Here is a 25,661-nt window from a genome sequence, read left to right on the forward strand (position 1 = left end):
ACGTACGACATGAGGAACGAAACCGCACGGCATGACATCACCGTCGTCGGCGGCGGTCTGGCCGGGGTCTGCGCGGCGATCGCCGCGGCCCGGCTCGGCCGGAGCGTCGCGTTGATCAACAACAGGCCGGTGCTCGGTGGCAACGCGAGCAGCGAGGTTCGGGTCTGGGTGTGCGGCGCAACCGGCCACGGCAAGAATCACCATGCCCGTGAGGGCGGCATCATGGGCGAATTGCTCGTGGAGAACCAGTTCCGCAACCCGGACGGGAACCCGTACTACTGGGACTCCGTGGTCCTGGACGCCGTGCGCACCGAGCCCGGTATCACGCTCTATCTCAACACCGATGTGCGCGAAGTCGATGCCGAAGGTCCGGACCAGGCCCGGCGAATCACCTCGGTCACCGGCTGGATGATGGGCTCGGAACGGCGGATACGTTTCGAGAGCTCCTTCTTTCTCGACTGCACGGGAGACGGCCTGATCGGCCACCTGGCGGGCGCTCACCACCGCATCGGCCGGGAATCCCGAGCCCAGTACGACGAGGCATGGGCCCCGGAGACGGCCGACACCATCACCCTGGGATCGACGCTCCTCTTCTATACGAAGGATGCCGGCCACCCGGTCAAGTTCGTGCCGCCGGACTTCGCCAAGGACATCTCCCGCACCTCCATCCCGCAGCGCCGCATCATCAAGTCCGGTGACAACGGCTGTGCATATTGGTGGATCGAGTTCGGCGGCGAGCTCGACACCGTCCACGACAACGAACGCATCCGTGACGAGCTGTGGTCGGTCATCCACGGCATCTGGGACCACATCAAGAACTCCGGAGAGTTCGATGCCGCCAACATGACGCTGGAGTGGGTGGGTTCGGTGCCCGGAAAGCGCGAGTACCGGCGCTTCCTCGGCGACTACGTGCTCCATCAGGGTGACATCCTCGGCCAGACCGAGTTCGACGACCGGGTCGCGTTCGGCGGCTGGTCCATCGATCTGCATCCGCCGAAGGGCATGTACTCCGACGGGGACGGCGCCAAGCAGCGCTACGCGGACGGGATCTACCACATCCCCTACCGCAGCCTGTACTCGGTGAACACGACGAACCTGCTCTTCGCCGGACGCAACATCTCCGCCAGCCATGTCGCCTTCGGCTCGACCCGCGTCATGGCGACCTGCGCCACAGTCGGTCAGGCGGCCGGCACGGCGGCGGCACTCTGCGCCGCCGCAAATGTCACCCCGCGTGGACTCTCCGTACCCGAGCTGCAGAGGACGCTGCTGCGCCAGGACGCCTCGCTCATCGGTCTCGCCTCGACGGACCCGGAGGACCTGGCCCTGCGGGCGACGGCCACGGCATCGTCCACCTTGAGCGGCCTGGCAGTCGAGGAGTCCGACGAGCTGTGGCCGCTCGCGGCGGACGCCGGGCTCGTCCTCCCCGCGGACCCGGATCTCTCCGGGGTGGAGCTGCTCGTCGACGCCGACCGCGACACCGAGGTCGTGATCGATCTGTACGACCCCGAACTCGGCCAGAACTACGTCCCGCGCCGCCTCGTCACCTCCACCACCCTGCCCGTCGCCGCCGGTGCCCGGCAATGGCTCAAGACGGGCCTTTGCTGGTCTCCCGAAACCCCGCGCAACGCCTTTCTGGTCATCCGCGCCAACGACGCCCTCGCCCTGCACCGCTCCGACCGTCCGACCCCCGGCGTCCTGTGCTTCACGCGCGTCCCGCTGCGCCCGTCGGACGAATCGCCGCAGCCGCTGCGCGAGTGGACGGACACGGGTCTCCTGCGCCACACGTTCTGCTTGCGTACGGGAGAGACCGCGGCCTACTCTCCCGCCAAGGCCACCGACGGCTACGCCCGCCCGTACGCGGGACCGCACATGTGGGTCTCCGCACCACTGGCGGACGAACCCTCCCCCTGGCTCGAGTTGACCTGGCCCGAACCGGTCACCCTGGGCCGGATCGAGGTCCTCGCCGACGACGACGTCAACGAGGACCTGATCAACCTGCACCACCACCGCACGCCCTTCGACACCCTCCCCACCCTCCTTCGCGACTACCGTATCGAGGCACTGAATACTGACGGCAGCTGGCGTGTCATCGCCCGTACGACACGGAATCGGCGGCGACGCGAGATGCACACGCCGACGGAACAGGTCACCACATCGGCGATCCGGGTCATCGTCGAAGCCACCAACGGGGCGGCGTCGGCGCACATCGTCGCCGTGCGCGCCTACGAGTAAACACACCGACGCAGGAGAGTGACTGGATGGCCGGAAGAGCGATGGTCACCGGGGCCGCCGGACGGATCGGGCGAGCGGTTCTCGCGCTGCTCGCCGAGCGCGGAATCGAAGCGAATGCCTTGGTCCTCGACGATCCCGGCGATCTCGCGGCGCGACTGGTCGTCGCCGGTGACGCCGCCGATGCGAAGACCGTGCGAGCGGCTCTGGAGGGCGCCGACGCGGTCATCCACCTGGCGGCGATCCCGACTCCCGCACGCAACACTGCATTCGAGGTGTTCGCGGGCAACAGTCTCTCCACCTTCACCGTCCTGGAGGAGGCCGGCCGGGCCGGGATCCGGCATGCGGCAGTGGCGAGCTCCTGGGGGGTCACGGGCCTGCCCTGGACGGACGTCGAGGATCCGCATCCGCCGTACGCACCGGTTGATGAGGAGATGGCCTCCCAGGTGGCCGACCCCTACGGCCTGTCCAAACAGGTCGACGAGCTGACAGCGCAGATGATGGCTCGGCGGCACGGAATGAGCGTGGTGTGCCTGCGCTATCCGTACGTGGGCGGGTTCGAGGAACGGCTGCACGCGCACGCCGCCCGGCTCACGGCCGACCCGGCCGCCGGGGCAAGGGACCTGTGGACGTACCTCGAGGTCCATGACGCGGCGAGGGCCGCGCTGCTGGCCCTGGACGTACCCGGCCGTGAGGCGCACGCGGTACACCTCTGTGCCCCCGAGATCATCGTGCCCTACCCGACAGAGGAACTGCTACGCCGCTACCACCCCACCACCGTGCTGCGGCGCCCGCTGCCCGGGCGCACGGCGCCGGTCGACACCTCGGCCGCACGCAGGCTGCTCGGGTTCACAGCACTGAATCTCCTCGGCCGCGGGGCGGTTGCCCCGAGCTGAAATCATGACGGCCGCCGAGCCTCCGCGGAACGGTAGGAGACGGGACGTTCCCCGAGGAGGGGTGAGGTACCGGCTTTCCTGGCCGGGCGGTTTCGTCAGGGCCTGTTCGGACATACCGGTCAGATCCGGGTCTCGCAGATGCCCGGAGCCGGGCGGGGAAGGACGGTTGGCCGACCGCAAACCCTCGGCTGTACTGGTGGTCTCGCGAGGTTGGGGATGGAGAGTGCAGTTCCAGCGCAGTGGAAGCGGTGCCGACGCATGGGCAGGGCATCGATATCGCTGTCGGTGACCTTGATGCCGATTTCGTAGGTGCCGGGTCGGGTTCGGCAGGGGCGGTCGGCCCGGTGCGGGTGGTGGTCGCCGCGTTGCTGTTCACGATGGCGTCATGGCTGGTCAGCGGGCGGCCGCGTCAGTTCATGGAGATGCTCGTGAACGAGGGCCCGGGTATCGGCCGTCCGCTGCTGCCGGGGCGGTGATCTGAAGTTGTCACGGATGAGCCTGCGAGGGAGTTCAGAAAGACGGTGTTCCGTCGCCTCGGCCGGAGCCGCGGCGGCGGAACGCCGAAGGAGGACGGTCAGTCCACCAGGGTCACAGCGTTGTACTGGTTCGAGTCCTTGACATTGGAGATGCCGCCGCCCCACGCGAGGAACGAGCGGCCGTCGTCGTCGTCGTTCACCAGGACCGAGACGCTCAGCAGGCGCTGGTCCGCAGCGGCTGGTGTCAGCTCCGCCCAGGGCAGGGACATTCGGTAGTGCGTCTTCTTGGCAGATTCGTCCCGCGTCACGGTGCTGGTGGCGGCAGTCCCGGTGCCCGGGCTGCCATCCATGTTGCGGAGTACCACGCTCTGCGCCCCGGACGAGGTGAGCGCCGCGCCGTACTCGGCGCCCGCGGAGATCGTCTCTCCCGGGAACCCCGGTGCAAGAGCCACCTGGACGGAATCGCCCTGCCAGATCTTCTGCCCGGTGAAGGGCTGCCGCTGGACGTCGTCCGCGACGGAGACATCGACGACAAGGGCCTCCTGCGACCAGGCCAGGGTCACGTCGGCCGACAACCCGGAGTCCTTTCCGACGCTCGCGGTCGGTGGTGCCCCGTCGATCTGCGCCGCGGTCCGGCCTCGGCGATCACATCCGCGGCCGGAACCCCCACCGTCCCCGCGAGCTGATGCGCCGCATCGCCGGAGGTCACGAACTGCACGCGGTAGTCGGTGCCGTCCTTCGCCGTACCCGGTATCGGCACGTCCACCGGCAGCGACCTGCCCGGCCACACCATGGCGCCGCGGGTGGGCGCGGTCACCTTCTCCTTGCCGAACCGGACTTTGACGGCGGCGAGACGCGTCGGCTTGTCAGTGATGTTGGTGTAGACGACCCGCACCGCGTGCTTCCCGTCGGCGGAGAGCACATGGCCTGCGGTACCCGCGACGGAGGAACCGGTGATCTCGGCCACCGAGGGCGACGTCTTCTGACCACCGAAGTCCGCGCTCACCCGGAGCTCGCCGCGGATGCCCATCACCGTGCCGGGGCCGGCACTCACCTTCACGGGCACGGTCACCGACGACATCGCGGGGATCGTGACCTGCGGCTGAGTGTTCGCCGTCCGCCACCCGTTGTCCGCCTCGGCGTGCAGAGTGCCGGTCACGGCCACATCGTTCAGGTTGTACAACTGCACATCGACGGTGTTGGCCTCGTCCCCGGACAGCCGGTATCCCTGCGCCTTCGAGTCCGCACGCGCGGCGTCCCCGTAGCGCTGCGCCACGACGACCCGCTGCGCGGGAGTGAGGGTGAGTGAGGACCGGGCCGACGCCACGGGGCGCAAATCGAACTTCCCGGTCACCACCTGGGCGCCGTTAACCCGCAGATACGTGGGGTCGGGCTGGGCCTTGAGGCGGTAGGTCGGCGCTCTCGTTGCCGGAACTGAAGGGGTTGCTGCCCGGAGCATCCCCTTCGCTCCAGATCTCCCAGGCATCTATCTGCGGGTAGTTCGCCGTCGCCAGCGCGTACTTGTAGGCCGCCATGAGGTCTCCGGGCATCACGTCCCCCGGGTGCGCCTTCGTCCAGGCCGGGGCCGAGTGGTAGGCCGCCAGGAGGTTGATCCCCTGCGCGTCGACGCGCCGGTAGGAGTCCCCCATCGTGGACTCCTTCGCGAAGTCGAAGACGCCGGGTGACGGGTTGGTGCCGTCGTTCCAGCTCGTCCTTCCGCGGACCCAGGTGATTCCGCTGAGGCCCAGCGCCGCGGCGACCTCCTCCTGCTTGTCCGCGGGGATCGACCAACTGCCGACGGCGTCGATACCGAACGGCGAGTCAGTGATCTCGGGGCGGTCGGTGCGAGGTATGACCACGGCGAACTCGTGGACGAAAGGCGTTCCGCCGGCGATCGACGCCTTGATGCGGTAGTGGCCGATGGGCAGTTTCCCGAGCGCCACCGAAACCCGGTCGGAACCGTCGGGGACGGGGACGGCCGCGGACGCCACCTCGGCGTCCCAGTAGTCGAGGACCTGATAATCCACCGACGCCGATGTGTTGGGCCTGGCGTTGAGCCGGAGACCCAGGGCGACCTCGTCGCCCTTCTGGAACATGTCCAGCGGAGCCGTGCTGTCGATCGCGCTCACCCGGAAGGTCGTGGCCTCGAACCGGATTCTGTCGATGCAGGCCAGGTAGCGGGCATCGTCGGAGCGGTGACCGTCCACCGAGAAGGTGACCTTGTTGTCGCCCTGCTTGAGCCACACCCCGCCGAGCGAGGCCCGGCGGATCTCCGCGATCGAGGTGTTCGTGCAGGTCGGCGTCGTCTCGTAGGGCTTGTCGTTGACAGTGATCGAGACGGCGGATGCCCAGGAGGCGTTCCGCAGCGGTGTCATGTCCGCAATGAAGGTGTACAGCCCCGCGGTCGGCACGGGGACCGTGTACGTGGCGGTGTAGGGGCCACCGGCGGGTTCGTCGGCCGTGACACCCTCAGGTGCTTTCCGCCGGACGCGCGGGCGTCGGAGAACGCGGCCGGGAAGTTGGTCGTCGTCGGGCTCTCCCCTTCGACGGAGAGCACACCGTCGGCCTGCGCCGGTGTTGCGGGCATGATCACCGAGGCGAGCGCCGCGACGAGCGCCAACACCACTGCGAACGCTGTTGCCCCTGGTCTGGTACCTGGTCGGCTCTTGAACAAGCCCATGCATGCTTCATCTCCTCGCTGAGGGGGGACGGCCGACAGTACGAGGGTGTTCGACGGCGTTCCCAGAGGTCTGCGGAAGGTGGTTGTTATTGATCGTTCGGGGCCTCCCGGAGCGGTGGGAGCAGGTCCATGGTCACCGTGAGTTCGGCCTCGGTGGCCGTGCGGCACAGGTCGAGGGCGTGTACCGGGACCGGTGCGCCGGTTCGCCCCCGGCAGTCGATCCGGTGGACGGCCGCGCTCCACCCCGTGCCGGCGAAGGCGAGGCGCAGCACGGACCGGTTCCCCCGGATGACGGCGCCTTCGCCGTCGAGTTCGATGGGGAAGAACGACACCAGCCGGTCCACGATCGCCAGTGGTCTGGATGCCGCGAACCGGTCGCGCAACCGCAACGACGTGGTTGTCAGCAGGAGTTCGCGTTCGGCGACCTCCAGTCCTTCGACGTCGTACGCCGGGGAGAGGCCGCAGCATAGCCTGGTGAGTCCCGGCTCGGCCAGTACGTCCTTGAGCCGGCCGCGTGCCTCGGGGCCGTCGTGCTGGCGGGCGCCGTCGATCAGCGGGACGTTGTGTCCGTGGGAGCCCGCCGCGGGTGTCTCGTAGCGGGTATCGGCGAAAAGTAGTCCCGGTCGTAGAATCCCGCGCCCAGCTCCGAGACGAGCGGTTCGCCGGCTACGGCGAGAATGAAGGACCCGACGTCGTTGTGGTTGTGCGGCTCCTCGTTCGCGCCGGCTTTGGCGGCGAACCCGACCTCGGTGCCGGAGACGACGCGCCGCGCGATCAGCCATTGGGCATCCGCGAACCACCGGTCCGGCGGTGGCGTGGTGGGGGAAGGTTCGGGTGCCGTCCGTGCCCACGGGACACCTGGGCCGACAAGCAGATCCGCATTCCCCTCAACGCTGGTGGCAACACGATCACCTACTCCTACGGAGGCGGCGACACCGGCAACGTCAACCTCGACCGTCTCGCGATCCAGGAGGGGCCACCGTCCTGCGAGACCCGGTACGAGGCGGAGACCGCGATTCCGTCAAGCGGAGCGAAGACCAGTGCCGACCATCTCGACTACTCCGGAGACGGGTTCGCCGACGGCTACTGGAACCAGGGCGCCTCCGCCACCTTCACGGTCCCGGCCGACCATGACGGCAACCGCACGGCAACCCTGCGCTATGCCAACGCGACAGGCTCGCCCAGGACCGTGACGATGACGGTCAACGGGGAACCCTCCCGCATCAGCCTGCCGGCGCTCTCCCACTGGGACACCTGGGGACACCGCTCTGTCGAAGTTCCCCTCCGGGCAGGTGTCACCACCATCTCCTGCACCCGTTCCGGCGTGACACCGGAAACATCAACCTGGACCACCTGAGCATCGCACCGGGCTCTCCCGGATGCGCCCTCCGCGTCGAGGTCGAGTCCGCCACACTGAGCGGCGGTGCCCAGAGCATCGCCGACCACGGCGGCTGCTCCGGCACCGGTTTCACTGACCGGCTCAATCGGCCGGGCGAAACCGCGGCGTTCGTCCTCCAGAGCCCCACCGCCGGGATCTGCCCACTCACCCTGCGCTATGCCAACGCCACAGGAACACACCAAACCCTCACCCTGACCGTCAACGGCCACCCGACGCAGTTGTCGCTCCCCACCCACGTCGACTGGAACACCTGGGCGGACCCCACCGTGTATGTGCCTCTCAGCGCCGGACCCAACCCCGTGCGTCTCAGCCACGAATCCACCGACACCGGCGGCGTCAACCTGGACCGCATCGTCACCGACTTCTGAAAGAGTTCGAGCGGGTGACGAGGACGCCCGGGATGCCCCAGGACCGTGGTGCTCAGTTCCTGGCCGCTGTCGAGCCGGCAGCGGGAGGGAGCAGTTCGCTGGAGCCGCGGACCACCAGACGGGTGGGGATCATGATGGTCCGGGCGCGGGTGCGGTCGCCGTCCAGGCGGGCGAGCGCGGTCTCGGCCGCTGTCTCGCCGATGGTCGCGGGGTCCTGGGCGACAACGGTCAGTGCGGGTTCGAGGGTCTCGGCGAGTGGGAGGTCGTCGAAGGTGATCAGTGCGATGTCCTTGCGGTCCGCGCGGGTGAGTTGGGCGATGACTCCGAGGGCCATCATGTTGTTTCCGGCGAATATGGCGGTGGGTGGATTCGGCAGGTTCAGCAGTGCGGTGGTCTCGGCGGCGGCCCCGGCCTGGCTGTGGGCGCCGGTCACCAGGGTCCGGTCGTAGGGCAGTCCGGCCTCGGCGAGTGCCGAGCGGTAGCCGGCGAGCCGCTCGCGCCGGGTGTAGAGCTTGGCGGGAAGGTCTCCGACGAAACCGATCCGGCGGTGACCGCGGGCGATGAGATGGGCAACGCCCTCGTGGACGCCGGTCCGGTTGGAGCTGACCACGCAGTCGGTGGATAGGCCGACTCCCGGCCGGTCGAGGAACACCACCGGCAGCCCGGCGGCACGCGCTGCCTTGAGGTGACTGTGGTCGGCTCCGAACGCGGGAACGACCATCAGCATGCTGACGCGCCGGGCGAGGAAGGTCTGGATCAATGCCCGCTCACGGTCGGGGTCTTCGGCCGATGAGCCCATGAGCAGGGTGAGCCCCCGGCCGCGTACGACGTCCTCGATGCCCCCGGCGACGGTTCCGAAGAAGGGGTTGCCCAGGTCCGGCACGACCAGGCCGACGGTGGTGTCGGGTCCTCCGACGCGGATGTTGCGGGCCATCAGGTTCGGCTGGAAGCCGAGCTTCGCGACCGCGGCGAGTACACGTTCGCGGGTCTGCGGAGAGCTCGGTCCGTCCTCGTTGAGGACCCGGGACACCGTCTTGGCGCTGACGCCCACTTCTCTGGCGACATCGGCCAGTGTGGGGCGGCGGTTCGCGGCCATGTACCACCGTTCCTATGCGTTCGTCGGGCCCGGCCCCTGCCCGGGGCCGGGCCCGCTGTCCTGACCGCGCGGCGATCCTGCGTTCTGCGCGGTGTTGCCCCTGCGGCGACTCAGTGGGCGGACACGCCTGCCGCCTTGGCGGCATCCGCGTCGGCAACGACCGTACCTCCATCGTCGTCCACCCGGAGCGCCCCCGTCATGATGGCGACGACTTCCGCCATGGAATGGTCGGAGGGCTTGATCAGTGCCTCGCGGCGGCCGAGCCGGTGGATGTGGATGCGGTCGGCGATCTCGAAGACATGCGGCATGTTGTGGCTGATCAGGACCACGGGCATTCCCCTGTCGCGGACTCGGCGGATCAGGTCGAGGACCTGTCCCGACTCCTTGACGCCCAGCGCGGCGGTGGGCTCGTCCATCACGACGACGCTCTTGGCCCAGGCGACGGACCGCGCGACCGCCACGGCCTGGCGCTGGCCTCCGGACAGGGTCTCCACCGGCTGGGTCAGCGACCGCAGCCCGATCTTGAGGTCGGCCATGTGAGCGGCCGCTTCCTGGCGCATGCGCTTCTTGTCGAGCATGCGCAGCGCGCTGCCGAGGAAGCCCGGTCGGCGCAGTTCGCGCCCGAGGAACATGTTGGAGGCGATGTCCATGGAGGCGGCGACGGCAAGGTCCTGGTAGACGGTCTCGATGCCGTGCTGCCGGGCGCTCTGCGGCCCGGTGAATCTGATGGGTTCGCCGTTCAGCCGGATCTCGCCCTCGTCGGGGGTGATCGCGCCGGTGAGGGCTTTGATCAGGCTCGTCTTGCCGGCGCCGTTGTCGCCGATGACGGCGAGGACCTCGCCGGGCAGCAGGTCGAAGTCGGCACCGTCGATGGCGGTGACATGGCCGTACCGCTTGACCAGGCCGCGGGCCTGGAGCACGGGCGTGACATCGGCAGTGCTCATCGTGCCTTCCTCCGGGAGATCTGGTCGACGGTCACAGCGAGGATCACCAGCACACCGGTGATCAGGGTCTGGTAGATGGAAGCGACCCCCATCAGCTGCAGACCGTTGCGGAACACACCGACGATGAGGACGCCGATGAAGGTGCCGAGGACGGCGCCCCGGCCACCGAAGAGGCTGGTGCCCCCGAGGACGACGGCGGTGATGCTGTCGAGGTTGTCGGTCTGTCCGGCCTGCGGGTCGCCGACGCCGGTGCGGGAGATCAGGAGCAGCGCCGCGATCCCGTAGACGGCCCCGGCCAGGGTGTAGAGGCCGATCGTCAGCCGGGAGGTGCGGATGCCGTTGAGGCGGGCGGCCTCGGGGCTGTTGCCCAGCGCGTAGACGTGCCGGCCCCAGGAGGTGCCGCTCAGCGCGTAGGCGAAGAGCAGGAACAGGGCGATCGTGACGAGCGAGCCGTAGGTGATGTCGGTGTTGCCGAGCGGGAACGTCTCACCGAGGGCGGTCAGCGGTGCGGGAAGGTTGGTGATCGTCTGCTCGGCGGAGTAGATGTGGGTCAGGGCGAATGCCACGTTCAGCATGCCGAGGGTGACGATGAACGGCGGGAGCGGGATCATCTGCACCAACAGGCCGTTGACCAGTCCGAAGCCCGCACATACGGCCAGGCCGAGGGCGATCGCGACGAGAGGTGGCAGGCCGCCCTCGGCGGCCGTCTTGGCGATGACGATGCTGCCGAACGCCATGACGGCACCGCAGGACAGATCGATGCCGGCGGTGAGGATGATCAGGGTCTGGCCGATGGCCAGCGTGCCCACGACCATGACCTGCTGGACGATCAGCGAGAAGTTGCCGCCGGAGAGGAACTGCTCGGTCGTCAGGGAGAAGAAGACACAGGCCAGCAGCAGGGCGACGAGCGGGCCCGTGGTCGGTGTGGTGAGCAGCCGGCGGACCGTGGTCGGTCCTTTCAGCTGATCGTAGGGCAGAGGTGTGGCAGTCATGAGGGTCCTTGCCGGTGATCGATGGTCGGTGGAGCGGGGTTCGCCAGAGGGATGCCGGAGAGCTGCTCGCCGAACAGGCCCTGGGGGCGGCCGGCCTCCTGGACGGGGGCCGGATTCGGACCGCTCGGCCTCAGGAGCGGCTTGTCACGTCCGCAGCGCACCCTGGTATCGGGATCAGCCCCAGCACTTCTCCAGGCCGTAGGCGGTGTCCTTGGAGTCGACCCCCGTCTTGGCCGCGTCGGTGATGAGCGTGACGCCGGTGTCGGTGTAACCGGATGCCTTCTTGCCGTTCTTGGCGAAGTCGGCGACCGCCTTGACGCCCTGGGACGCCATCTGGAGCGGGTACTGCTGCGAGGTCGCCGCGATCTTGCCCTCCTTGACGGCCTTCGTGCCGGTGCAGCCGCCGTCGACGGAGACGACGAGCACCTTCTTCTCCAGGCCCTTGGCCTTGAGCGCGGTGTAGGCGCCCAGCGCGGCCGGCTCGTTGATCGTGTAGACGACGTTGATGTCCGGGGACTTCTGGAGGCAGTTCTCCATCGCGGTCTGGCCCTTGGCCTGGTCGCCGCCGGTGTCCTGCATGCACACGATCGACGGGTCGCCCTCTGCGACGCCGAAGCCCTTGAGGAAGCCCTGGTGGCGCTGCACGCCCACCGCGACGCCGGGTGCGAGGTCCAGCGTGGCGATCTTCGCCCCCCTGCCGGCCATGGCCGCCTTGGCGTACTGGCCGATGAGCTCTCCCGCCTTGACGTTGTCGGTGGCGAAGAGGGCGTCGGTGGCGTCCTGCGGGTCGGTCGGGCTGTCGAGCGCGATGACCAGGACGCCCTTGGCACGTGCCTTCTCGAGGGCGGGGACGATCGCCTTGGAGTCGTTGGGCGTGATGAGGATGCCCTTGACCCCGGAGTTGACCATGTTCTCGATTGCGGTGACCTGTCCCGCGTTGTCGCCGTCGAACTTTCCGGCCGCGCTGACGAGCTCGACGCCGTTGGCCTTCGCGGCCTGCGCGGCGCCCTCCTTCATCTTCACGAAGAACGGGTTCGTGTCCGTCTTGGTGATCAGACCGACCTTGGTCCCGTCGCCGCCGGACCCACCCTGAGCACCGGAGCCGCAGGCCGTCAGGGTCAGCGCCGAGACGGCGGCGAGAGCGGTGAGTCCGATGGAGGCGAAGGTGGTGCGGTTTCTGCGAAGCATGGCTGATCTCCTGCTGGACGAGGGCGGAATGGCCGCGGGTCGAGGTGCCGCAGAGCAAAGCGACTGCTGCTGTCGAACGCACTGGAGTGATGTCATCGTTGACCGATGTCATCGTTGACACCACTTGCGGAGGATGATGAACTCCATCACCCGGAAACGTCAATGCCTTCCTGCCGTCACAAATCGGCAACGCCGCCCGCCTGCACCGCCTCACATCGAGAGCACCCCTCTCCGTGAGCGTCCCTCAAGGCCCCTTGAAAACGCAGCCTTCCCGCGCTGCCCACCTGGAGAGAACGAGCCATGCGCCTGCCTCTGGTCACCGTCCTTGGAGAATGCGTCGCGGACGCCTTCACCGTCCCCGCAGCCGTGCCGGGCGAGCTTTCCCTGCGGGTCCTGCCGGGCGGCGGTCCGGCGAACACAGCCGTGGCGCTCGCCCGTCTGGGAACACCCGCGCGCTTCCTGGCGCGGCTGTCCGACGATGTTTTCGGGCGTCTGTTCCGCGGGCACCTGGAAGCCTCGGGTGTCGACCTCACGGCCGCGATACACGCACCCGAGCCCAGCACGCTGGCCGTCGCCGAGCTCGACGCCCAGGGCCGGGCCGCGTACTCCTTTCACGCCCAGGGCACCGCGGACTGGCAGTGGACAGCGGACGAACTCGCCGCCGCGGACCTGGCCTCCACGACCTGCCTGCACGCGGGCTCCCTGGCCCTGGTGCGCGAGCCCGGCGGCAGGGTGGTGGAGGACTTCCTCGCCCGCGCCTCCGCCTCCGCCACGATCTCCATCGACCCGAACGTCCGGCCGCTGCTCGTGGCGCCCGAGGTCTACCGCGAACGCCTGCCGCGCTGGTGCGCGACCGCGGACATCCTCCGCCTGAGCGAGGACGACCTGGAACTCCTGCTGCCCGAGTACACGGTCGAGCGCGCCTGCGACACCTGGCACACGGCAGGTGTGCCGCTCGTCGTGATCACGCGAGGGGAGCGCGGCGCGGTCGCCTCGCTGAACGGCGAGCGGGCCACCGTGCCGGCGCCTTCGACCGATGTGGTCGACACCGTCGGCGCGGGCGACTCCTTCACGGCAGGCCTCCTGCATCATCTCGGCGCCAAGGGGCTCCTCGGCGGACGACTGACGGATCTGCGGGTCGACGACGTCTTCGACGCCTGCCTTTTCGCCGCTCGGGTCGCGGCGCTGACCTGCGGCGTCGTCGGGCCGAACCCGCCGTGGGCCGGCCAGTTGCAGCTGCCGTCAGCCGCGGCCGGGCACCTCGCCGACTGAACCGGCGGCCTGAACCAACTCGGACCAGGCCATTGACGTGAGGTCCGGAGCCCACACATCATCACTCCGCACCGGGTGTCATCGTTGTCGTGTGTCATCGATGACACCCGTTTTCCGGGCTGCCCCATCGCCCGGCACCGCGAATCCCTCAGCGTCGTCCCACCGCAGCGGACGCGGACACGACGACGCCCACAGTGCAGGAGAAACCATGAGCCGAGCCCCCGCACTCCGCCGTGTCCCGCTGCGCCTCGCCGCCGCCACGGCAGCGACATGCGCACTCGCCGTCGCCTCCGTCGCCCCGCAGGCCGCGGCGGAGGGCAGCCGACCGTACACGGAGACGTACCGCCCGCAGTTCCACTTCAGTCCTGCGAAGAACTGGCTGAACGATCCCAACGGACTGGTCTGGTATCAGGGTGAGTACCACCTCTTCTACCAGTACAACCCGAGCGGCAGCACTTGGGGCAACATGTCCTGGGGCCACGCCGTCAGCAAGGACCTGGTGCGCTGGCAGGAACTCCCCCTCGCCATACCCCACGACGACCGGGAGATGGTCTTCTCCGGCAGCGCCGTCGTCGACCACGGCAACACCACGGGGTTCGGAACCCGTACGAACCCGGCGATGGTCGCCGTCTACACCAGCCACTACAAGGACAGCGGCAAACAGGCCCAGTCCCTGGCATACAGCATCGACCGCGGCCGAACCTGGACCAAGTACGCCGGTAACCCCGTGCTCGATATCGGGTCGAAGGAGTTCCGCGACCCCAAGGTCCAGTGGTACGCGCCCACCAGGAGCTGGCTGATGACGGTGTCGCTGTCCACCGAGCACAAGGTCCGGTTCTACTCCTCCAAGGACCTCAAGACCTGGACGCACCTGAGCGACTTCGGCCCGCAGAACGCGGTGGGCGGCGTCTGGGAGTGCCCGGACCTCTTCCCGTTGCCCGTCGACGGCGACCCCACGCGCACCAAATGGGCACTCGTCGTCAACATCAACCCCGGTGGTATCGCCGGCGGTTCGGCCGCCCAGTACTTCGTGGGAGACTTCGACGGCACGAAGTTCACGCCCGACGACGAGGGCTCCTACACACCTCCGCCCGGAGTGGTGGTACAGGACTTCGAGGGGGCCGACTACGGCACCTGGCGGACGACCGGCACCGCCTTCGGCGACGGACCGGTCCCGGCGCCGGCGCCCGGCTCCTCGGGCACGGTCGGCTTCGAGGGCAGGGGGCTCGTCGACAGCTTCCACGGTGGCGACGCCGAGACCGGCACCCTCACCTCCGCGCCCTTCACCGTCGACAGCCCGTACCTCAACTTCAAGGTGGGCGGTGGCCGTCACCCATACGTCCCCGGCTCCGTGATGGGCGACTCACCCGCACCCGCGGGCGAGACCCTCGCCGACTTCGAGCAGGACACCTACGGTTCATGGACCACCACCGGCACCGCCTTCGGCAACGGCCCCGCACACGGCACCCTCCCAGGCCAGAATCCGGTGTCCGGACACACGGGCACCGGCCTGGTGAACACGTTCCTGGGGGGCGACGCGAGCACGGGCACCCTCGTCTCGCCGGAGTTCACCATCACCGCCAAGCACCTCAACCTCCTCGTCGGCGGAGGCAACCACCCCTCCGGGTCCGACGCGCCCACCGCCGTCCGGCTCGTCGTCGACGGCAAGACGGTACGCAGTGCCACCGGCACCGACTCGGAATCCCTCAACTGGGTCTCCTGGGACCTGGGCGACCTCGTCGGCCGAACCGCGCGCATCGAGGTCGTCGACGAGAACACCGGCAGTTGGGGACACATCCTGCTCGACCAGGCCATGCTGTCCGACACCCCCGCACGCCCTCGCTCCACGGAGACCACGGTCAATCTCCTCATCGACGGCCAGGTCGTCCAGAGCACGACCGGAGCCGACAGCGGAGCCCTGGACTGGGCCTCCTTCGACCTCCGTGCCCACCAGGGCAAGCAGGCTGCCGTCCAGATCGTCGACATGAACACGGCGGGCTGGGGCCACATCATGGCCGACCACTTCGTCACCGCCGATCAGCCGGCCCGCTCCAACCTCCAGCGAGCCGACTGGGTCGACTACGGCAAGGACTACTACGCTGCCGTCTCCTGGGAGGACAGCCCGGACGGCAAGCGCCGCATGATCGGCTGGATGAACAACTGGCAGTACGGAAACAGCACTCCGACCTCCCCCTGGCGCGGAGCACAGAGCATCCCGCGAGAGATGGCCCTGCGCACAGTGAACGGCCGGATCCGGCTGACGCAGCAGCCCGTGTCCACTGTGGCGTCGCTCCACGGACCCCTGACCAGCGTGCGCGGCACCAGAATTGCGGAAGGCTCCATATCGCTGGCAGCGGGCCGGGCCGACGGCAAGGCACTCGACATCCGGGCCACGTTCACCCTCGCCGACGCCAAGCGCTTCGGATTCAAGGTGCGCACGGGCCCAGGCCAGGAAACCGTCATCGGTTACGACAGGAAGACCCAGGAGCTATACGTCGACCGGACACGTTCGGGCGCGGTGGACTTCCACAGCGATTTCCCCGGCATCCAGCGCGCACCGCTGACACCCAGGAACGGCAAGATCGAGCTCCGGATCCTGGTCGACTGGTCCTCCGTCGAGGTATTCGGTGGCCAAGGCGAGGCCGTGATCACCGACCAGATCTTCCCCAGCCCGGACAGCGACGGCATCCAGCTCTTCGCCGAAGGCGGCACTGCCCGCCTGGACAGTGCCAACATCTGGCAGATGCAGCCCTACCGCAGCTGACCACCTACCCAGCCCGTTGACAGCGTGGAGGCGGACACTGGTCTCGGCGTCGGCAGCGCGTGTCTCGTGAACCCGCATGCCACCGCCCGCCCGCCGCCGCCTCACTGTGTCGTCGGCCTCCTTCCCTCCGCCCTTCCGGGCCGGTGCCGAGGGTGTGCCGGTGTCGTCGGCCCGGTCTCACCGCTCCGCGGCCCGGCCCGTCACAGCGCCTGGTCGTTCTGTCTGTGCCGGGGCGTAACGCCTGTGTCCGGGGACACAGTTCGCTCTTGCCGCGAGGCCGCGGCGGAGGGGCCGGTCGTGTGGGTCGTGCTTCCGGAGGTCTGGTCACCGCCCGCCCGCGGCCTCGTCACCGCCGCGTCGTCGACCACCTTCTTCGCCCGTCCCTCCAGGGCGGGGCCGGGGCAGTCGCAGGACCGGGGTCGGGGTTTCGGGCAGAGGCGTCGACCGACCGAACTGCTCCGTCTCGCCGCGACCCCGTGCCGCCGCACCCCGCCGCCGCCCTGGGGTCTGTCGCGCCGGAGGCCCGGCAGTGCCTCGCCGGGCTCTGCCGCCGTGCTGTGTCGTGGTTGACGGCCTGGCCGCGGCCCTGCCCCGCGCTGCTGCATGACCAGGCTCGCAACGACCCCGAAGGTCACGACCGTCACCGCCGCGCCTTCGCCCGGCTCAGCCGGGCGCTGCGCGCCGAGAACATCCAGTGGGAGGAACCGGACACCTTTCCCGGCGTGGACGCCTCCGGGCGCGCTGTCGGCGCTGCGGCGTGCTGCTGAGGTCTTTCGGACGTCACCCCGTGCCGTGTCGCGACGGCTGCCCCTGGCCGCGGATCACTTGCTGGAGCCGGAGTGCGGCAGCAGTGCCATCTCCCGTGCGTTCTTGATAGCTGCGGCGACCTGTCGCTGCTGCTGGGAGCTGATACGGGTGACCCTGCGGCTGCGGATCTTGCCCCGGTCGGAGATGAACTTCCGCAGCAGGTCGGTGTCTTTGTAGTCGATGTAGGTGATCTTCGCCGCGTCGAGCGGGTTCGGTCGGTTCTTGGCGGGCTTGCGGGGTTCCTGGCGTCGCACCATGGGTCTTCCTTACGGGGGCGGGTGTTCGGGTGTGTGAGGTGGTCAGCGGGCGGGGTCGAGAAGCGCGTCGAATGCGGCCGGCAGGTTCTTCCATGCCGCGCGGCCTGCTTCGTACTCGTCGTCGGTCAGCAGGCAGGAATCGAGCAGAGCGGTCAGTCCGTCCCGGTCGAGTCCGGGAGAGGTGAAGACCAGGTGCTGGCAGCAGTCGCCGTGCTCGGGGTGCCAGTCCAGTGCGGCGGCCGCTCGCCGGACCGGCGGAACCATGTCCCAGGCGGCGTCCGGCAGGGAGGCGAGCCAGGGGCCGTTGTTCTCGACGCAGAGCGCTCCACCCGCCGCGTCCCAGGACAGGAGGGTGTCGGGGCGGTCGGCGAGCCAGAACCGGCCTCGGCTGCGCGCGGCCGCGCAGCTCAGGTCCTCCAGTGCGTCGTACAGGCGTTCGGGATGGAACGGGCGATGCTTGCGCCACACGAGAGTGCTGACGCCGGCCTCCTCGGCCTCTTGGGGCAGCAGGGCGCAGGCCGGATGCTGGCCGGCACCGGCCGCTTCCACGTCGAATCCCGCGAGAGCCAGCTTCACCAACTCCTTGGAACCGGCCGCTGCCTGCGGTGCCGTCGGGTGCAGCTGACTGACCAGTGCCCGGTCTTCCTGGTCCGCCCGATCGTTGTCCACGAGGGCGACAGCCGACGCGTACTCCAATTGCCGGGCCCAGGTGTCTCCGACGGTCCGCTGATCGGTGGCGGCTGCTGCCAGACCCGCCTCGGCGAGATCGTCACCGTTGGCGAGGTAGGGCAGCACGAGGGCGGGATCCACGGCGGTGATCACGCCGGTCACCTCCACCAGGCCCTCACCGTGTGCGGCGATGATCTCGGACATGGCCTTGGGCTCGACGGAGTCCCAGAGCTCGACGACGGCCATCCTGGTCACTCCGTCGGCCGCCAGGCGCCCCAGCTCCGGCATCAGGTCCGCGCGCAGGGCGCAGCAGGCGCAGTCGTTCACCAGGGGGGCCTCGCCGCTGGAGAGGATCCCGGAGGTGTCACGTACGGTTCGGTGCACCGTGCCCTTCTCTGCTGTCGCCAGGTCGTGGTGCAGCGCGACGCTGTGAGGCACCTCCCTCAACAGCCCCTCCACGACTACGTGGCGGGCGTCCGAGTGCAGCCCGTTGACGATGACGACCGGGAGCGTGTGCTTGTCCTTCATCACCGGCCCTCACGGCGGCCGTAGCGGCGCTCGAAGCGTTCGACGCGTCCCGCAGTGTCCAGGACGCGGGCGGTCCCCGTGCAGAAGGGATGGCTCGCGGAGGAGATCTCCACGTCGACGACCGGATAGGTGTTGCCGTCCTCCCACTCGACGGTCCGATTGCCGGTCAAGGTGGAGCGGGTCAGGAAGGCGAAGTTGGCGGCCTTGTCGCGGAAGACGACGGGGCGGTAGGCGGGGTGGAGTCCGGGCTTCATAGCGGTGTCCTCGGGGTCGGGGAGTGCCGAGCGGGGAGCTGTGGGTGTCAACGCTCTTCGCGGAAGTCGACGTGGCGGCGGACGAACGGATCGAACTTCCGCAGCACCAGCCGGTCGGGGTTGTTCCTTCGGTTCTTGCGGGTGACGTAGGTGTAACCCGTTCCCGCGGTGGAGCGGAGCTTGATGATCGGGCGTAGTTCGTTGCGAGCCATGCGACTATCATATGGCAATGGTTTCCATTTTCAATACGAGATCGGCTCAATGAGAGGCAGGTAACTTCGTGTCCGCCCACTGCCAACTGACTGGCGCACAGCCGGGCTTCGGCAACAACATCTCCCACTCCCACCGGCGCACGTCGCGCCGGTACGACCCGAACATCCAGCGCAAGCGCTACTGGCTGCCCAGTGAAGGACGGCATGTGCGCCTGGTGCTGAGTGCCAAGGCGATCAGGACGATCGACATCATCGGCATCGAGGCGGCGGTCGCTCGCGTCCGTGCGCGGGGAGAGAAGGTCTGATGGCCAAGAAGAGCAAGATCGCGCAGAACGAGAAGCGCAAGGCGACCGTCGAGCGGTACGCCGCACGGCGTGCGGAGCTGAAGAAGATCATCCGTCGGCCCGGCGCCACGGAGGCCGAGCGGGCCGCAGCGGTCGAGGAACTGCGCTGCCAGCCGCGCAACGCCAGCGCGACCCGGGTGCGCAACCGGGACAGCGTGGATGGCCGTCCCCGCGGTCACCTGCGGAAGTTCGGGCTGTCCCGGGTCAGGATGCGCGAACAGGCGCATGCCGGATTCCTTCCCGGAGTGACCAAGTCTTCCTGGTGACACCTCGGTATCGATGACGGGTGGTGGTGCGACCGGCGAGCCGTGACACCACCCGTCGCCCTTTGCTGACCCGATGGCCGCTCCGGCCGATAGGGCGCTGTCGCGGTGCGAGGACCTCGCAGGGCAACAGGAGGAGCGCGCTCCGGCCCGGCAGGAACGCGCCCCTCATGTCTTGGGGGAGGGGCGGTGCTGCTTGACGGCACTCAGCCCGTTGGGGGTCTTTGGCGGCTCCGTCGAGGCCGGCTGCTTGCCCGACTCGACGTCGATGGCCAGCAGCTTCCCGCTCGACGGGTCGCAGACGCACGTCGTGTGGCCGCGCACGAACAGCGCCGGGCGGGACTGCTGCCAGTCCAGCGGCTCTTGCCGCGGATCGAGGACGGAGATCTTCTTGGTCACCTTGCCCGTGGTGGGGGTGATGGCATGGATACTGCCGTCGGTGCGCAGGACGAGTGCCTCACCGCGCGGACTGCGCGCCGGCGAACGGAAGGAGAAGGCAGCGCGTCGGCAAGGTGCGGCGGTGCATGATGTCCGGCTGTGGTCGCGGATCTACCCGGCGACGGGCCGTGAGAGGTACGTGCCGGTGGTGTTCGTGTTCACCGGGAAGACCGCCGAGCAGCCCGAGAGCCGGATGCAGCGTCTGGAGCAGGCCGCCCGCGCCTACTTCGCGGACACCCCGCCCCGGGGAGAGAGATACACGGCGGTCGACTACCACCAGGCGGTGCCCGTGGTCGTCACCGAGCTGGAGCGGATCACCGCCGATCCGCCGGGGCCGCGGGCGCGGTGTGGCGCAGGCTCGGGCGCTATGAGCGGCAGACGCTGTCCGAGGCACTGGACAACCCCGACGGGGGACCGGCTGTACGGGATGCAGTTCCAAGGCCCGCCGACGCCAGGCGGAGCGCGAGGCCGCTCACCGGGAGGCGCAGCGGCCGGTGTGCACGCGGTGCGGCGCCAAGTTCACCGACGAACGCTGGCAGGAGACCACGCGATCCTCGTGGCCCGGCGAGCGGGACCGGTTGTGCGGGCCGTACGCGAAGGAGGCCGCCGACCGCGCGGAGACGGAGCGCGTCGTGCGCCGCCGGGCGGAGGAAGGCGAGCGCGCGGCCGCGGAAGCGCCGGCGGTGAAGCCCCGCAGCCGGTTCGGCATCGGGCGCCGCCGGTAGCGGACGGGTTCGGAGGCCGGGATGGGTGTCGGTGGTGGCTGGGAGGCCGGGCGATGCCGATGACGAGCAGCTGCTGCGCGGCCGGGTGTACAACCACGACCACGACGGCCCCCATCCCGGCCCGCTGCCGCACCAGACGTACGCCGCCCTGGTCGGCGGGCCGCTGGACGGGCTACTGCTCGACATCACCGGCTAGCGACCGGAAGAGATGGACGACGGTGCCGCCCTGTCCGCCGAACTGGGGCGGGGGACAGGGGCCGGGCGCTGTACGACCCGCTCCCCGGCGGCCCGCGCCCACTGGATGGCCGACCGGCAGGGCAGGATGCACAACCTCACCGCCTTTGACGCCCACAATTACGGACCGCGGAAACGGCGCGCGGCCGCTGCCGAGTACTCCTTCCCGAACCTCTCGGATGAAAGAGCCCGATCGGCCGAGCCCGGCCGGGCCGCCCTTCGGGCCCGGTGAAGTGGTGCGACCATTCAGGTTGTATGGCTGGCCTCGCGGCTTCTGCATCGCACAAGTACCTGGAACGTATGCATACGTTGCCAGCATGAGACTTGCACAGAGACACATCGTGAGCGTGGCGCTCACAGCCTCCGCCGCAGTGTTGTTCGCTACTGTGGCCCCGGTGTCCGCTGCCGGCATGCCAGGAGCAGAGCAAACAGGTTCGCAGACCTTCGCCTTCACCGGGGCTCCCCAGCAGTTCACCGTCCCCGCGGGAGTCTGCTCGCTGTCCGTCGCGGCGTACGGCGCAGCCGGAGGAACCGGTCAGTACGGGGTGCCGGGCGGCAGCGGAGCAGAGGTGTCCGCATCGCTGGATGTCATGGCCGGTCAGGTTCTCACCGTCGATGTCGGGGGCGCGGGCCATGACGGGGATGACCCCGACGCGGCCGCCGAAGGCGGATATGGCGGCGGCGGAACCGGCGGCGCCTATCGGGTCGGGGGTCAGATCCGTGGTATCACCGCAGGCGGCGGGGGTGGGCGGACCGTCATCAGCGCAGGGCCGACCCCGCTGATCGTGGCGGGTGGAGGCGGCGGCGGAGGCGCGTCCTTCTTCTCCTCGGACATCGGTGGCGGGGACGGCGGACAAACCGGTGAGCCTGGCATCGGGCTGGCCGGGGACGACGAGGGCAAGCCGGGACGCCCGGGCGGGGAAGGAGGCCAGGGCGGAATCAACACCCCGACCACAGACCCGAACGGTGAGAACGGTTCTCCGGCAACCGGGCCGGTCGGTGGTCGCGGCGGCGACAGTATCCGCGACCCGCACGGCGGCGCAGGCGGTGGAGGCGGTGGAGGCGCCACCGGCGGAGGCGGGGGCGCCGCGTCTCCCACCGACCACAACAGTGGGGCCGGCGGAGGCGGAGGATCCAGCACAGGCCCCGCGGGAGCCGTCTTCCTCACCGGCGCCCGCCAGGGCGACGGCCTGGCTACCTTCGAGTGGAAGCCCTGTGCCACCGGCCGGCTGACTGTCGAGAAGACCGACAGGACGAACGGGAAGCCACTGCCGGGTGCCGTTTTCCAGGTATGGCAGGAGACCAACAACATCGACGGACTCCAGACCACTGGCACCAACCCCGACACCAAGGTCGGCAGTGCCTGCGCCACCGACGAGCAGGGCCTGTGCACTTTCGACGCCCTGGAGCTGGGCACCTACTACCTGGAAGAGACCGCCGTCCCCGAGGGCTACCGACTGCCCGAAAACCGCGTCAGCGGCCCGTTCGAACTGACCGGACAGAACCCCGACCTCACCACCACCATCAGCAACACCCGTGGTGAGCCCTGCAAGAAATGCAAGTGACCCGAGTCGGCTCGCCCGCGGCGGCGGGGCCGGGGCCTTGCGGTGAGCGCGTCATGATCGGCCCGTGGCTGTGCAAGACCCGCAGCAAACAGAAAGAAGATCAACTACCAGAAGGACAAGGCAAGTTGATGGAAGAGATCCTCTGAGAGGGCCGGCCCGGAACCGCCCCGACGTTCCCGAAGATGGGTGTGGGGCGCGGGGTTGTCCGTAAGCCGGGGGTTGCTTTCTTCAGGTGTCTCGTTGATGTCTTCGGTGGCACGCGCAGGATTCAGGTGCTGCCTTGACCGAGGATCATCGACGTGATGGCGGTGGAGCGTGAGGGAGAAGCCTCTTCTTCGGCTGGTGGAGGGCGGGCTTTCCGGCCTGGCCTCCGACGCCTGGCCGGTGGAGTAGACGCGCACCATGATCCCGACCTCATGTGCGGACGGGTCGGTGGCCCTCCCCGGGCTGGCGTACGCGCTCCAGCCGCCCAGGGGTGCCTCCGTACCGCTCCGGACCAGCTGGTCGCAACCGAAGTTCACCGTCGGGCTGAGATTGGCGGACGGCGGCACCAGCTTCGGGCCGCTGTCGTGCTCCTCGAACACGGTGGAAACCTTCCACTCCTCGGGCAGGGTGCGGTTGGCCGGCAGATAGGTCTTCAGGGCCGAACCCGGCACCACATGCGGGTCGGCGCCGCGGTTGCCGACGGCGACGGGCTGTCGGCGGTCGGCGCGGCGGCCTTCGGCCGCTCCTCCGCCTGCGAGCTGCAGCCGACACAGAGAACGGCCGCGCAGACGACCCCGACGAACGCGGAGAATCGAGTGGTGCTCATCGATGCCTCGTTTTCATGCTGCAGTGAAAACACCCTGAGTGACATGTCCACCGCTTGGGCCACGCATGAATCCGTCAACTCTTCATGTGGGTCCCGCAATTGATCTCATCCGCGCTCCTCATCAGTTGTGGGCATGGCTCCCCTCCCCGGTCGGGGCGAGGCCATGGAGGCGGATGCTGTCGCGGACTGCGCGGTGGACGCCGTCGCCCTTCGGGCGGCAGTCGCGGAGGATCTTCCAGGTCTTCATGCGGGCCGAGACCTGCTCGACTCCGGCTCGGACCGTGCGGTGGGAGGTGTCGTGGGTTTCCTCGGCTTCGCAGCTCGGATGCGGCCGACCGGTGGACGTGGCTGGTGATCGCGGCCTGTGCCCGGCCCCGGCCGGCCCGCCCGCTGGCCGTCGACCTCCGGCGGCCCTGGGAGAAGCCGACCCCGCCGAACAAACTCACGCCCGCCCGAGTCCGCAGGGGGTTCAGAAACCTGCACGCGAAGACCGGCTCTCCAGCCGGTGCACCGAAACCGTCCCGCCCCAGGCCGGCCGCTCGACTCGAAGAACCACCGCACGGCAGGGCGGTCTTCAGCCGGAGTTTTCGCCGATGGCGGATACGCCGCCGCTCGGGATCGGTATCGGTGTCCTGTCCCTCTTGTTCTTCGAGGTTGCCCCTTTTGGCTCGGCCTTCTCCGCCTCGGCGACAGCCCTTCTCAAGGGCAGTGAGGACGTCCTCGCCCAGGTGCATCCCAGCTGCGTCGTGGTGAGCGCACGTGGTGGTGGAGTCGATGTTGACCAGGGACAGGGCCACACCCGTTTCGCCGCTTCCGCGATCAGCCCTTCAGCAGGGCCTCGAAGACGCCCGCGTCACACCACCGCCAGAAGCGGTTGTGGACGGTCGACCAGGCGCCGAACTCTTGCGGCAGCTCCCGCCACAGTCCGCCGGCCTTGAGCGCCAGATCACACCCTCGAACTGTTGCCGTAACCGCTCGGGATACGCCGTACTCGCCGATCGGCAGGTACGGCCCGACGAACTCCCATTCCTCGTCAGTCAGTTGCGCTCGCGTCACGCAAGAAGGTCTACCGTCCCAGGTCCCGCACCGAGGGCGAATCCCACAGATTGACCGGGACTCGGTAGGCACCCCACTCGGTCGGCTCCTGCGTCACCGAGAATTGATCAAGGGTCCGTACCTCGCAGTGCCTGATCCGTCCGGTCTTCGGCGCTGGTTGCCCTCGTGGGTGCCGGTGGAGCTTGCCTACTGTGTCCGTGTGAGTGACGTAATGAGCGGGTGTACGGAACGGGTGGTCGTGCTGGTGCTGCCCGAGGTGAACCTGTTGGATCTCGGTGGCCCGGTCCAGGTCTTCCATGCGGCAGCCCACTTGGGCGGCTGCTACCGGCTGGAGTACGTCGCCGAGACCAGTGGGGTGCGCTCGGCGCAGGGGCTGGAGCTCGCCGGGCTCCAGGCGCTTGCGGCGACGCAGGCGGGACCGGGTGACCTGGTGCTTGTCCCGGGGCCACGACTGACTGGATCCGACCGGCTGGTGTCGAGCGCCGCAGTGCGATGGCTGCGGGATGCCTATGACGCGGGGGCGCGGGTGGCGTCGGTGTGCAGCGGCGCCGCGGCCCTGGGAGAGGCGGGACTGCTGGATGGCCGGTCGTGCACGACGCACTGGTCGCTGACCGGAGCGATGCGCGAGCGGTATCCGGCAGCCCGGGTCCGCGAGGCGGCCCTGTACGTCCACGACGGGCGCATCAGTACCAGCGCGGGCATCTCCTCCGGGATCGACCTTGCGCTGTCCCTCGTCGAACGCGACCACGGCCCGGAACTGGCCGCCGCCGTCGCCCGTGAACTGGTGCTCTATCTACGGCGGGACGGCGATGCTGCCCAGATCAGCCCTTTCCTGCGCTACCGCGACCATGTGCAGCCCGCCGTGCACCGGGTGCAGGACCACCTGGCTCAGAATCTGGATGCCCCGCACTCCCTCGACGAGCTCGCAGCCGTTGCCCATCTGTCGCCGCGTGGTCTTACGCGGGCCTTCACCACGGCCACCGGGATCACTCCGCTGGCCTACCAGCGCCGGCTGCGCCTGGAACGTGCCCGCGCCCTGCTGACGGACACCGACCTGACCGTGGAGACGGTCGCTGCCCGTTGCGGCTTCCGTGACGCACGGCAGCTGCGCCGTCTGGTCACCGAGAGCTTCGGCATTCCGCCGTCCCGGCTCCGCACGCAGATGCGCCCCGCCGGCTGAAACGCCCGCCGGGA

General features: G+C 69.1%; 29 protein-coding genes and 3 pseudogenes. 15 read left to right on the top strand and 17 right to left on the bottom strand.

What is annotated here, in order from left to right; translation table 11 throughout:
• Positions 1-9 precede the first annotated feature (9 nt).
• The 3 genes from ACFYW1_RS04260 to ACFYW1_RS04270 all read left to right on the top strand — a co-directional run bounded on the left by ACFYW1_RS04260 (position 10) and on the right by ACFYW1_RS04270 (position 3,601).
• Positions 10-2,232, top strand: coding sequence for an FAD-dependent oxidoreductase (locus ACFYW1_RS04260; RefSeq protein WP_388986694.1), 2,223 nt, complete (start codon positions 10-12; stop codon positions 2,230-2,232).
• A gap of 26 nt (positions 2,233-2,258) precedes the next feature.
• The gene (locus ACFYW1_RS04265; RefSeq protein WP_388986697.1) at positions 2,259-3,125 is read left to right on the top strand and encodes an NAD-dependent epimerase/dehydratase family protein; all 867 of its coding nucleotides are present in this window, start codon (positions 2,259-2,261) and stop codon (positions 3,123-3,125) included.
• Between the two features lie 239 nt (positions 3,126-3,364).
• Positions 3,365-3,601, top strand: a complete 237-nt coding sequence (locus ACFYW1_RS04270; RefSeq protein ID WP_388986700.1) for a hypothetical protein — start codon at positions 3,365-3,367, stop codon at positions 3,599-3,601.
• 98 nt (positions 3,602-3,699) lie between these two features.
• Here the strand turns inward: ACFYW1_RS04270 and ACFYW1_RS04275 are convergent, their stop codons facing one another.
• The 4 genes from ACFYW1_RS04275 to ACFYW1_RS04290 form a co-directional block, all read right to left on the bottom strand.
• The gene (locus ACFYW1_RS04275; protein ID WP_388986702.1) at positions 3,700-4,176 is read right to left on the bottom strand and encodes a sugar-binding protein; all 477 of its coding nucleotides are present in this window, start codon (positions 4,174-4,176) and stop codon (positions 3,700-3,702) included.
• Positions 4,161-4,928 carry a hypothetical protein gene (locus ACFYW1_RS04280; RefSeq protein ID WP_388986704.1) on the bottom strand — a complete coding sequence of 256 codons (768 nt, stop codon included), beginning with the start codon at positions 4,926-4,928 and terminating at the stop codon, positions 4,161-4,163. Before ACFYW1_RS04280 ends, ACFYW1_RS04275 begins: the two co-directional genes overlap by 16 nt.
• Positions 4,929-4,968: 40 nt before the next feature.
• A complete protein-coding gene (locus ACFYW1_RS04285) occupies positions 4,969-5,976 on the bottom strand; it encodes a hypothetical protein (protein ID WP_388986707.1) in 1,008 nt (335 codons plus the stop codon).
• A gap of 391 nt (positions 5,977-6,367) precedes the next feature.
• Positions 6,368-6,670, bottom strand: a complete 303-nt coding sequence (locus ACFYW1_RS04290) for a hypothetical protein (RefSeq protein WP_388986709.1) — start codon at positions 6,668-6,670, stop codon at positions 6,368-6,370.
• A 308-nt stretch (positions 6,671-6,978) separates the two neighbouring features.
• On the opposite strand from ACFYW1_RS04290, the gene ACFYW1_RS04295 reads away from it, so the two are divergent.
• Positions 6,979-7,638 carry a carbohydrate-binding protein gene (locus ACFYW1_RS04295; protein WP_388986712.1) on the top strand — a complete coding sequence of 220 codons (660 nt, stop codon included), beginning with the start codon at positions 6,979-6,981 and terminating at the stop codon, positions 7,636-7,638.
• Between the two features lie 260 nt (positions 7,639-7,898).
• Entirely contained in the window at positions 7,899-8,048 is a 150-nt protein-coding gene (locus ACFYW1_RS04300; RefSeq protein WP_388986715.1) for a hypothetical protein, read from the top strand.
• A gap of 52 nt (positions 8,049-8,100) precedes the next feature.
• Here the strand turns inward: ACFYW1_RS04300 and ACFYW1_RS04305 are convergent, their stop codons facing one another.
• The 4 genes from ACFYW1_RS04305 to ACFYW1_RS04320 form a co-directional block, all read right to left on the bottom strand.
• Positions 8,101-9,144 (bottom strand): LacI family DNA-binding transcriptional regulator, encoded by a 1,044-nt coding sequence (locus ACFYW1_RS04305; protein WP_388986718.1) that lies wholly within the window; start codon positions 9,142-9,144, stop codon positions 8,101-8,103.
• Positions 9,145-9,254: 110 nt separating this feature from the next.
• Positions 9,255-10,088: an ATP-binding cassette domain-containing protein gene (locus ACFYW1_RS04310; protein ID WP_388986721.1), complete on the bottom strand. Its 834-nt coding sequence runs from the start codon at positions 10,086-10,088 to the stop codon at positions 9,255-9,257.
• Positions 10,085-11,080, bottom strand: a complete 996-nt coding sequence (locus ACFYW1_RS04315; RefSeq protein WP_388986724.1) for an ABC transporter permease — start codon at positions 11,078-11,080, stop codon at positions 10,085-10,087. The genes ACFYW1_RS04310 and ACFYW1_RS04315 overlap by 4 nt, the downstream gene beginning before the upstream one ends.
• A gap of 174 nt (positions 11,081-11,254) precedes the next feature.
• A complete protein-coding gene (locus ACFYW1_RS04320; RefSeq protein ID WP_388986727.1) occupies positions 11,255-12,268 on the bottom strand; it encodes a sugar ABC transporter substrate-binding protein in 1,014 nt (337 codons plus the stop codon).
• 300 nt (positions 12,269-12,568) lie between these two features.
• On the opposite strand from ACFYW1_RS04320, the gene ACFYW1_RS04325 reads away from it, so the two are divergent.
• The 3 genes from ACFYW1_RS04325 to ACFYW1_RS04335 all read left to right on the top strand — a co-directional run bounded on the left by ACFYW1_RS04325 (position 12,569) and on the right by ACFYW1_RS04335 (position 17,071).
• Positions 12,569-13,540: a carbohydrate kinase gene (locus ACFYW1_RS04325; RefSeq protein WP_388986730.1), complete on the top strand. Its 972-nt coding sequence runs from the start codon at positions 12,569-12,571 to the stop codon at positions 13,538-13,540.
• Between the two features lie 208 nt (positions 13,541-13,748).
• Positions 13,749-16,304 (top strand): GH32 C-terminal domain-containing protein, encoded by a 2,556-nt coding sequence (locus ACFYW1_RS04330; protein WP_388986733.1) that lies wholly within the window; start codon positions 13,749-13,751, stop codon positions 16,302-16,304.
• Positions 16,305-16,870: 566 nt separating this feature from the next.
• Complete coding sequence (locus tag ACFYW1_RS04335) at positions 16,871-17,071, top strand: hypothetical protein (protein WP_388986735.1); 201 nt, start codon at positions 16,871-16,873, stop codon at positions 17,069-17,071.
• Positions 17,072-17,125: 54 nt separating this feature from the next.
• Here the strand turns inward: ACFYW1_RS04335 and rpsR are convergent, their stop codons facing one another.
• The 4 genes from rpsR to rpmG are packed head-to-tail and all read right to left on the bottom strand — an operon-like array spanning position 17,126 to position 19,031.
• Positions 17,126-17,368, bottom strand: coding sequence for a 30S ribosomal protein S18 (gene rpsR / locus ACFYW1_RS04340; RefSeq protein ID WP_388986738.1), 243 nt, complete (start codon positions 17,366-17,368; stop codon positions 17,126-17,128).
• A gap of 42 nt (positions 17,369-17,410) precedes the next feature.
• Complete coding sequence (locus ACFYW1_RS04345; RefSeq protein ID WP_388986741.1) at positions 17,411-18,565, bottom strand: CobW family GTP-binding protein; 1,155 nt, start codon at positions 18,563-18,565, stop codon at positions 17,411-17,413.
• Positions 18,565-18,819, bottom strand: a complete 255-nt coding sequence (locus tag ACFYW1_RS04350; protein ID WP_388986744.1) for a type B 50S ribosomal protein L31 — start codon at positions 18,817-18,819, stop codon at positions 18,565-18,567. The genes ACFYW1_RS04345 and ACFYW1_RS04350 overlap by 1 nt, the downstream gene beginning before the upstream one ends.
• Before the next feature lie 47 nt (positions 18,820-18,866).
• Complete coding sequence (rpmG, locus tag ACFYW1_RS04355) at positions 18,867-19,031, bottom strand: 50S ribosomal protein L33 (protein ID WP_388986747.1); 165 nt, start codon at positions 19,029-19,031, stop codon at positions 18,867-18,869.
• A gap of 68 nt (positions 19,032-19,099) precedes the next feature.
• Here rpmG and rpmB point away from each other — a divergent pair, with 68 nt between their 5' ends.
• A complete protein-coding gene (rpmB, locus tag ACFYW1_RS04360; protein WP_388986750.1) occupies positions 19,100-19,336 on the top strand; it encodes a 50S ribosomal protein L28 in 237 nt (78 codons plus the stop codon).
• The gene (gene rpsN / locus ACFYW1_RS04365) at positions 19,336-19,641 is read left to right on the top strand and encodes a 30S ribosomal protein S14 (protein WP_388986753.1); all 306 of its coding nucleotides are present in this window, start codon (positions 19,336-19,338) and stop codon (positions 19,639-19,641) included. Before rpmB ends, rpsN begins: the two co-directional genes overlap by 1 nt.
• Before the next feature lie 165 nt (positions 19,642-19,806).
• Here rpsN and ACFYW1_RS04370 read toward each other — a convergent pair whose 3' ends face one another.
• Positions 19,807-20,037, bottom strand: a complete 231-nt coding sequence (locus ACFYW1_RS04370) for a hypothetical protein (protein WP_388986756.1) — start codon at positions 20,035-20,037, stop codon at positions 19,807-19,809.
• Between the two features lie 533 nt (positions 20,038-20,570).
• Between ACFYW1_RS04370 and ACFYW1_RS04375 the strand changes: the two genes are divergently transcribed.
• From ACFYW1_RS04375 to ACFYW1_RS04385, 3 genes and pseudogenes are all read left to right on the top strand, one after another.
• Complete coding sequence (locus tag ACFYW1_RS04375; RefSeq protein WP_388986760.1) at positions 20,571-20,801, top strand: hypothetical protein; 231 nt, start codon at positions 20,571-20,573, stop codon at positions 20,799-20,801.
• A 34-nt stretch (positions 20,802-20,835) separates the two neighbouring features.
• Positions 20,836-21,146 (top strand): annotated as a pseudogene (locus ACFYW1_RS04380) (hypothetical protein).
• Between the two features lie 230 nt (positions 21,147-21,376).
• Entirely contained in the window at positions 21,377-22,600 is a 1,224-nt protein-coding gene (locus ACFYW1_RS04385) for a prealbumin-like fold domain-containing protein (protein WP_388986763.1), read from the top strand.
• Between the two features lie 104 nt (positions 22,601-22,704).
• On the opposite strand, the gene ACFYW1_RS04390 is transcribed toward ACFYW1_RS04385, so the two are convergent.
• From ACFYW1_RS04390 to ACFYW1_RS04400, 3 genes and pseudogenes are all read right to left on the bottom strand, one after another.
• Positions 22,705-23,256: a hypothetical protein gene (locus ACFYW1_RS04390; protein WP_388986766.1), complete on the bottom strand. Its 552-nt coding sequence runs from the start codon at positions 23,254-23,256 to the stop codon at positions 22,705-22,707.
• Entirely contained in the window at positions 23,238-23,411 is a 174-nt protein-coding gene (locus ACFYW1_RS04395; RefSeq protein WP_388986769.1) for a hypothetical protein, read from the bottom strand. Before ACFYW1_RS04395 ends, ACFYW1_RS04390 begins: the two co-directional genes overlap by 19 nt.
• Before the next feature lie 121 nt (positions 23,412-23,532).
• A pseudogene (locus ACFYW1_RS04400) lies at positions 23,533-23,721 on the bottom strand (hypothetical protein); the annotation flags it as partial.
• Here ACFYW1_RS04400 and ACFYW1_RS04405 point away from each other — a divergent pair.
• Positions 23,718-24,123: pseudogene (locus tag ACFYW1_RS04405) on the top strand (hypothetical protein); the annotation flags it as partial. The pseudogenes ACFYW1_RS04400 and ACFYW1_RS04405 sit on opposite strands and share 4 nt — an antisense overlap.
• A 107-nt stretch (positions 24,124-24,230) precedes the next feature.
• Here the strand turns inward: ACFYW1_RS04405 and ACFYW1_RS04410 are convergent.
• Positions 24,231-24,467 (bottom strand): transposase, encoded by a 237-nt coding sequence (locus tag ACFYW1_RS04410; protein ID WP_388986772.1) that lies wholly within the window; start codon positions 24,465-24,467, stop codon positions 24,231-24,233.
• A gap of 199 nt (positions 24,468-24,666) precedes the next feature.
• On the opposite strand from ACFYW1_RS04410, the gene ACFYW1_RS04415 reads away from it, so the two are divergent.
• Positions 24,667-25,647 (top strand): GlxA family transcriptional regulator, encoded by a 981-nt coding sequence (locus ACFYW1_RS04415; protein WP_388986775.1) that lies wholly within the window; start codon positions 24,667-24,669, stop codon positions 25,645-25,647.
• Positions 25,648-25,661 lie beyond the last annotated feature (14 nt).

This window comes from Streptomyces sp. NPDC002669, from assembly GCF_042889165.1.
In the GTDB taxonomy this organism is placed as follows: Bacteria; Actinomycetota; Actinomycetes; order Streptomycetales; family Streptomycetaceae; genus Streptomyces.

Excerpts from the sequence above, each read along its gene's own strand:
- ACFYW1_RS04260 (WP_388986694.1), top strand. The coding sequence starts at position 10 with ATGAGGAACGAAACCGCACGGCATGACATCACCGTCGTCGGCGGCGGT.
- ACFYW1_RS04265 (WP_388986697.1), top strand. The coding sequence starts at position 2,259 with ATGGCCGGAAGAGCGATGGTCACCGGGGCCGCCGGACGGATCGGGCGA.
- ACFYW1_RS04285 (WP_388986707.1), bottom strand. The coding sequence starts at position 5,976 with ATGACACCGCTGCGGAACGCCTCCTGGGCATCCGCCGTCTCGATCACT.
- ACFYW1_RS04305 (WP_388986718.1), bottom strand. The coding sequence starts at position 9,144 with ATGGCCGCGAACCGCCGCCCCACACTGGCCGATGTCGCCAGAGAAGTG.
- ACFYW1_RS04310 (WP_388986721.1), bottom strand. The coding sequence starts at position 10,088 with ATGAGCACTGCCGATGTCACGCCCGTGCTCCAGGCCCGCGGCCTGGTC.
- ACFYW1_RS04315 (WP_388986724.1), bottom strand. The coding sequence starts at position 11,080 with ATGACTGCCACACCTCTGCCCTACGATCAGCTGAAAGGACCGACCACG.
- ACFYW1_RS04320 (WP_388986727.1), bottom strand. The coding sequence starts at position 12,268 with ATGCTTCGCAGAAACCGCACCACCTTCGCCTCCATCGGACTCACCGCT.
- ACFYW1_RS04325 (WP_388986730.1), top strand. The coding sequence starts at position 12,569 with ATGCGCCTGCCTCTGGTCACCGTCCTTGGAGAATGCGTCGCGGACGCC.
- ACFYW1_RS04330 (WP_388986733.1), top strand. The coding sequence starts at position 13,749 with ATGAGCCGAGCCCCCGCACTCCGCCGTGTCCCGCTGCGCCTCGCCGCC.
- rpsR (WP_388986738.1), bottom strand. The coding sequence starts at position 17,368 with ATGGTGCGACGCCAGGAACCCCGCAAGCCCGCCAAGAACCGACCGAAC.
- ACFYW1_RS04345 (WP_388986741.1), bottom strand. The coding sequence starts at position 18,565 with ATGAAGGACAAGCACACGCTCCCGGTCGTCATCGTCAACGGGCTGCAC.
- ACFYW1_RS04350 (WP_388986744.1), bottom strand. The coding sequence starts at position 18,819 with ATGAAGCCCGGACTCCACCCCGCCTACCGCCCCGTCGTCTTCCGCGAC.
- rpmG (WP_388986747.1), bottom strand. The coding sequence starts at position 19,031 with ATGGCTCGCAACGAACTACGCCCGATCATCAAGCTCCGCTCCACCGCG.
- rpsN (WP_388986753.1), top strand. The coding sequence starts at position 19,336 with ATGGCCAAGAAGAGCAAGATCGCGCAGAACGAGAAGCGCAAGGCGACC.
- ACFYW1_RS04395 (WP_388986769.1), bottom strand. The coding sequence starts at position 23,411 with ATGAGCACCACTCGATTCTCCGCGTTCGTCGGGGTCGTCTGCGCGGCC.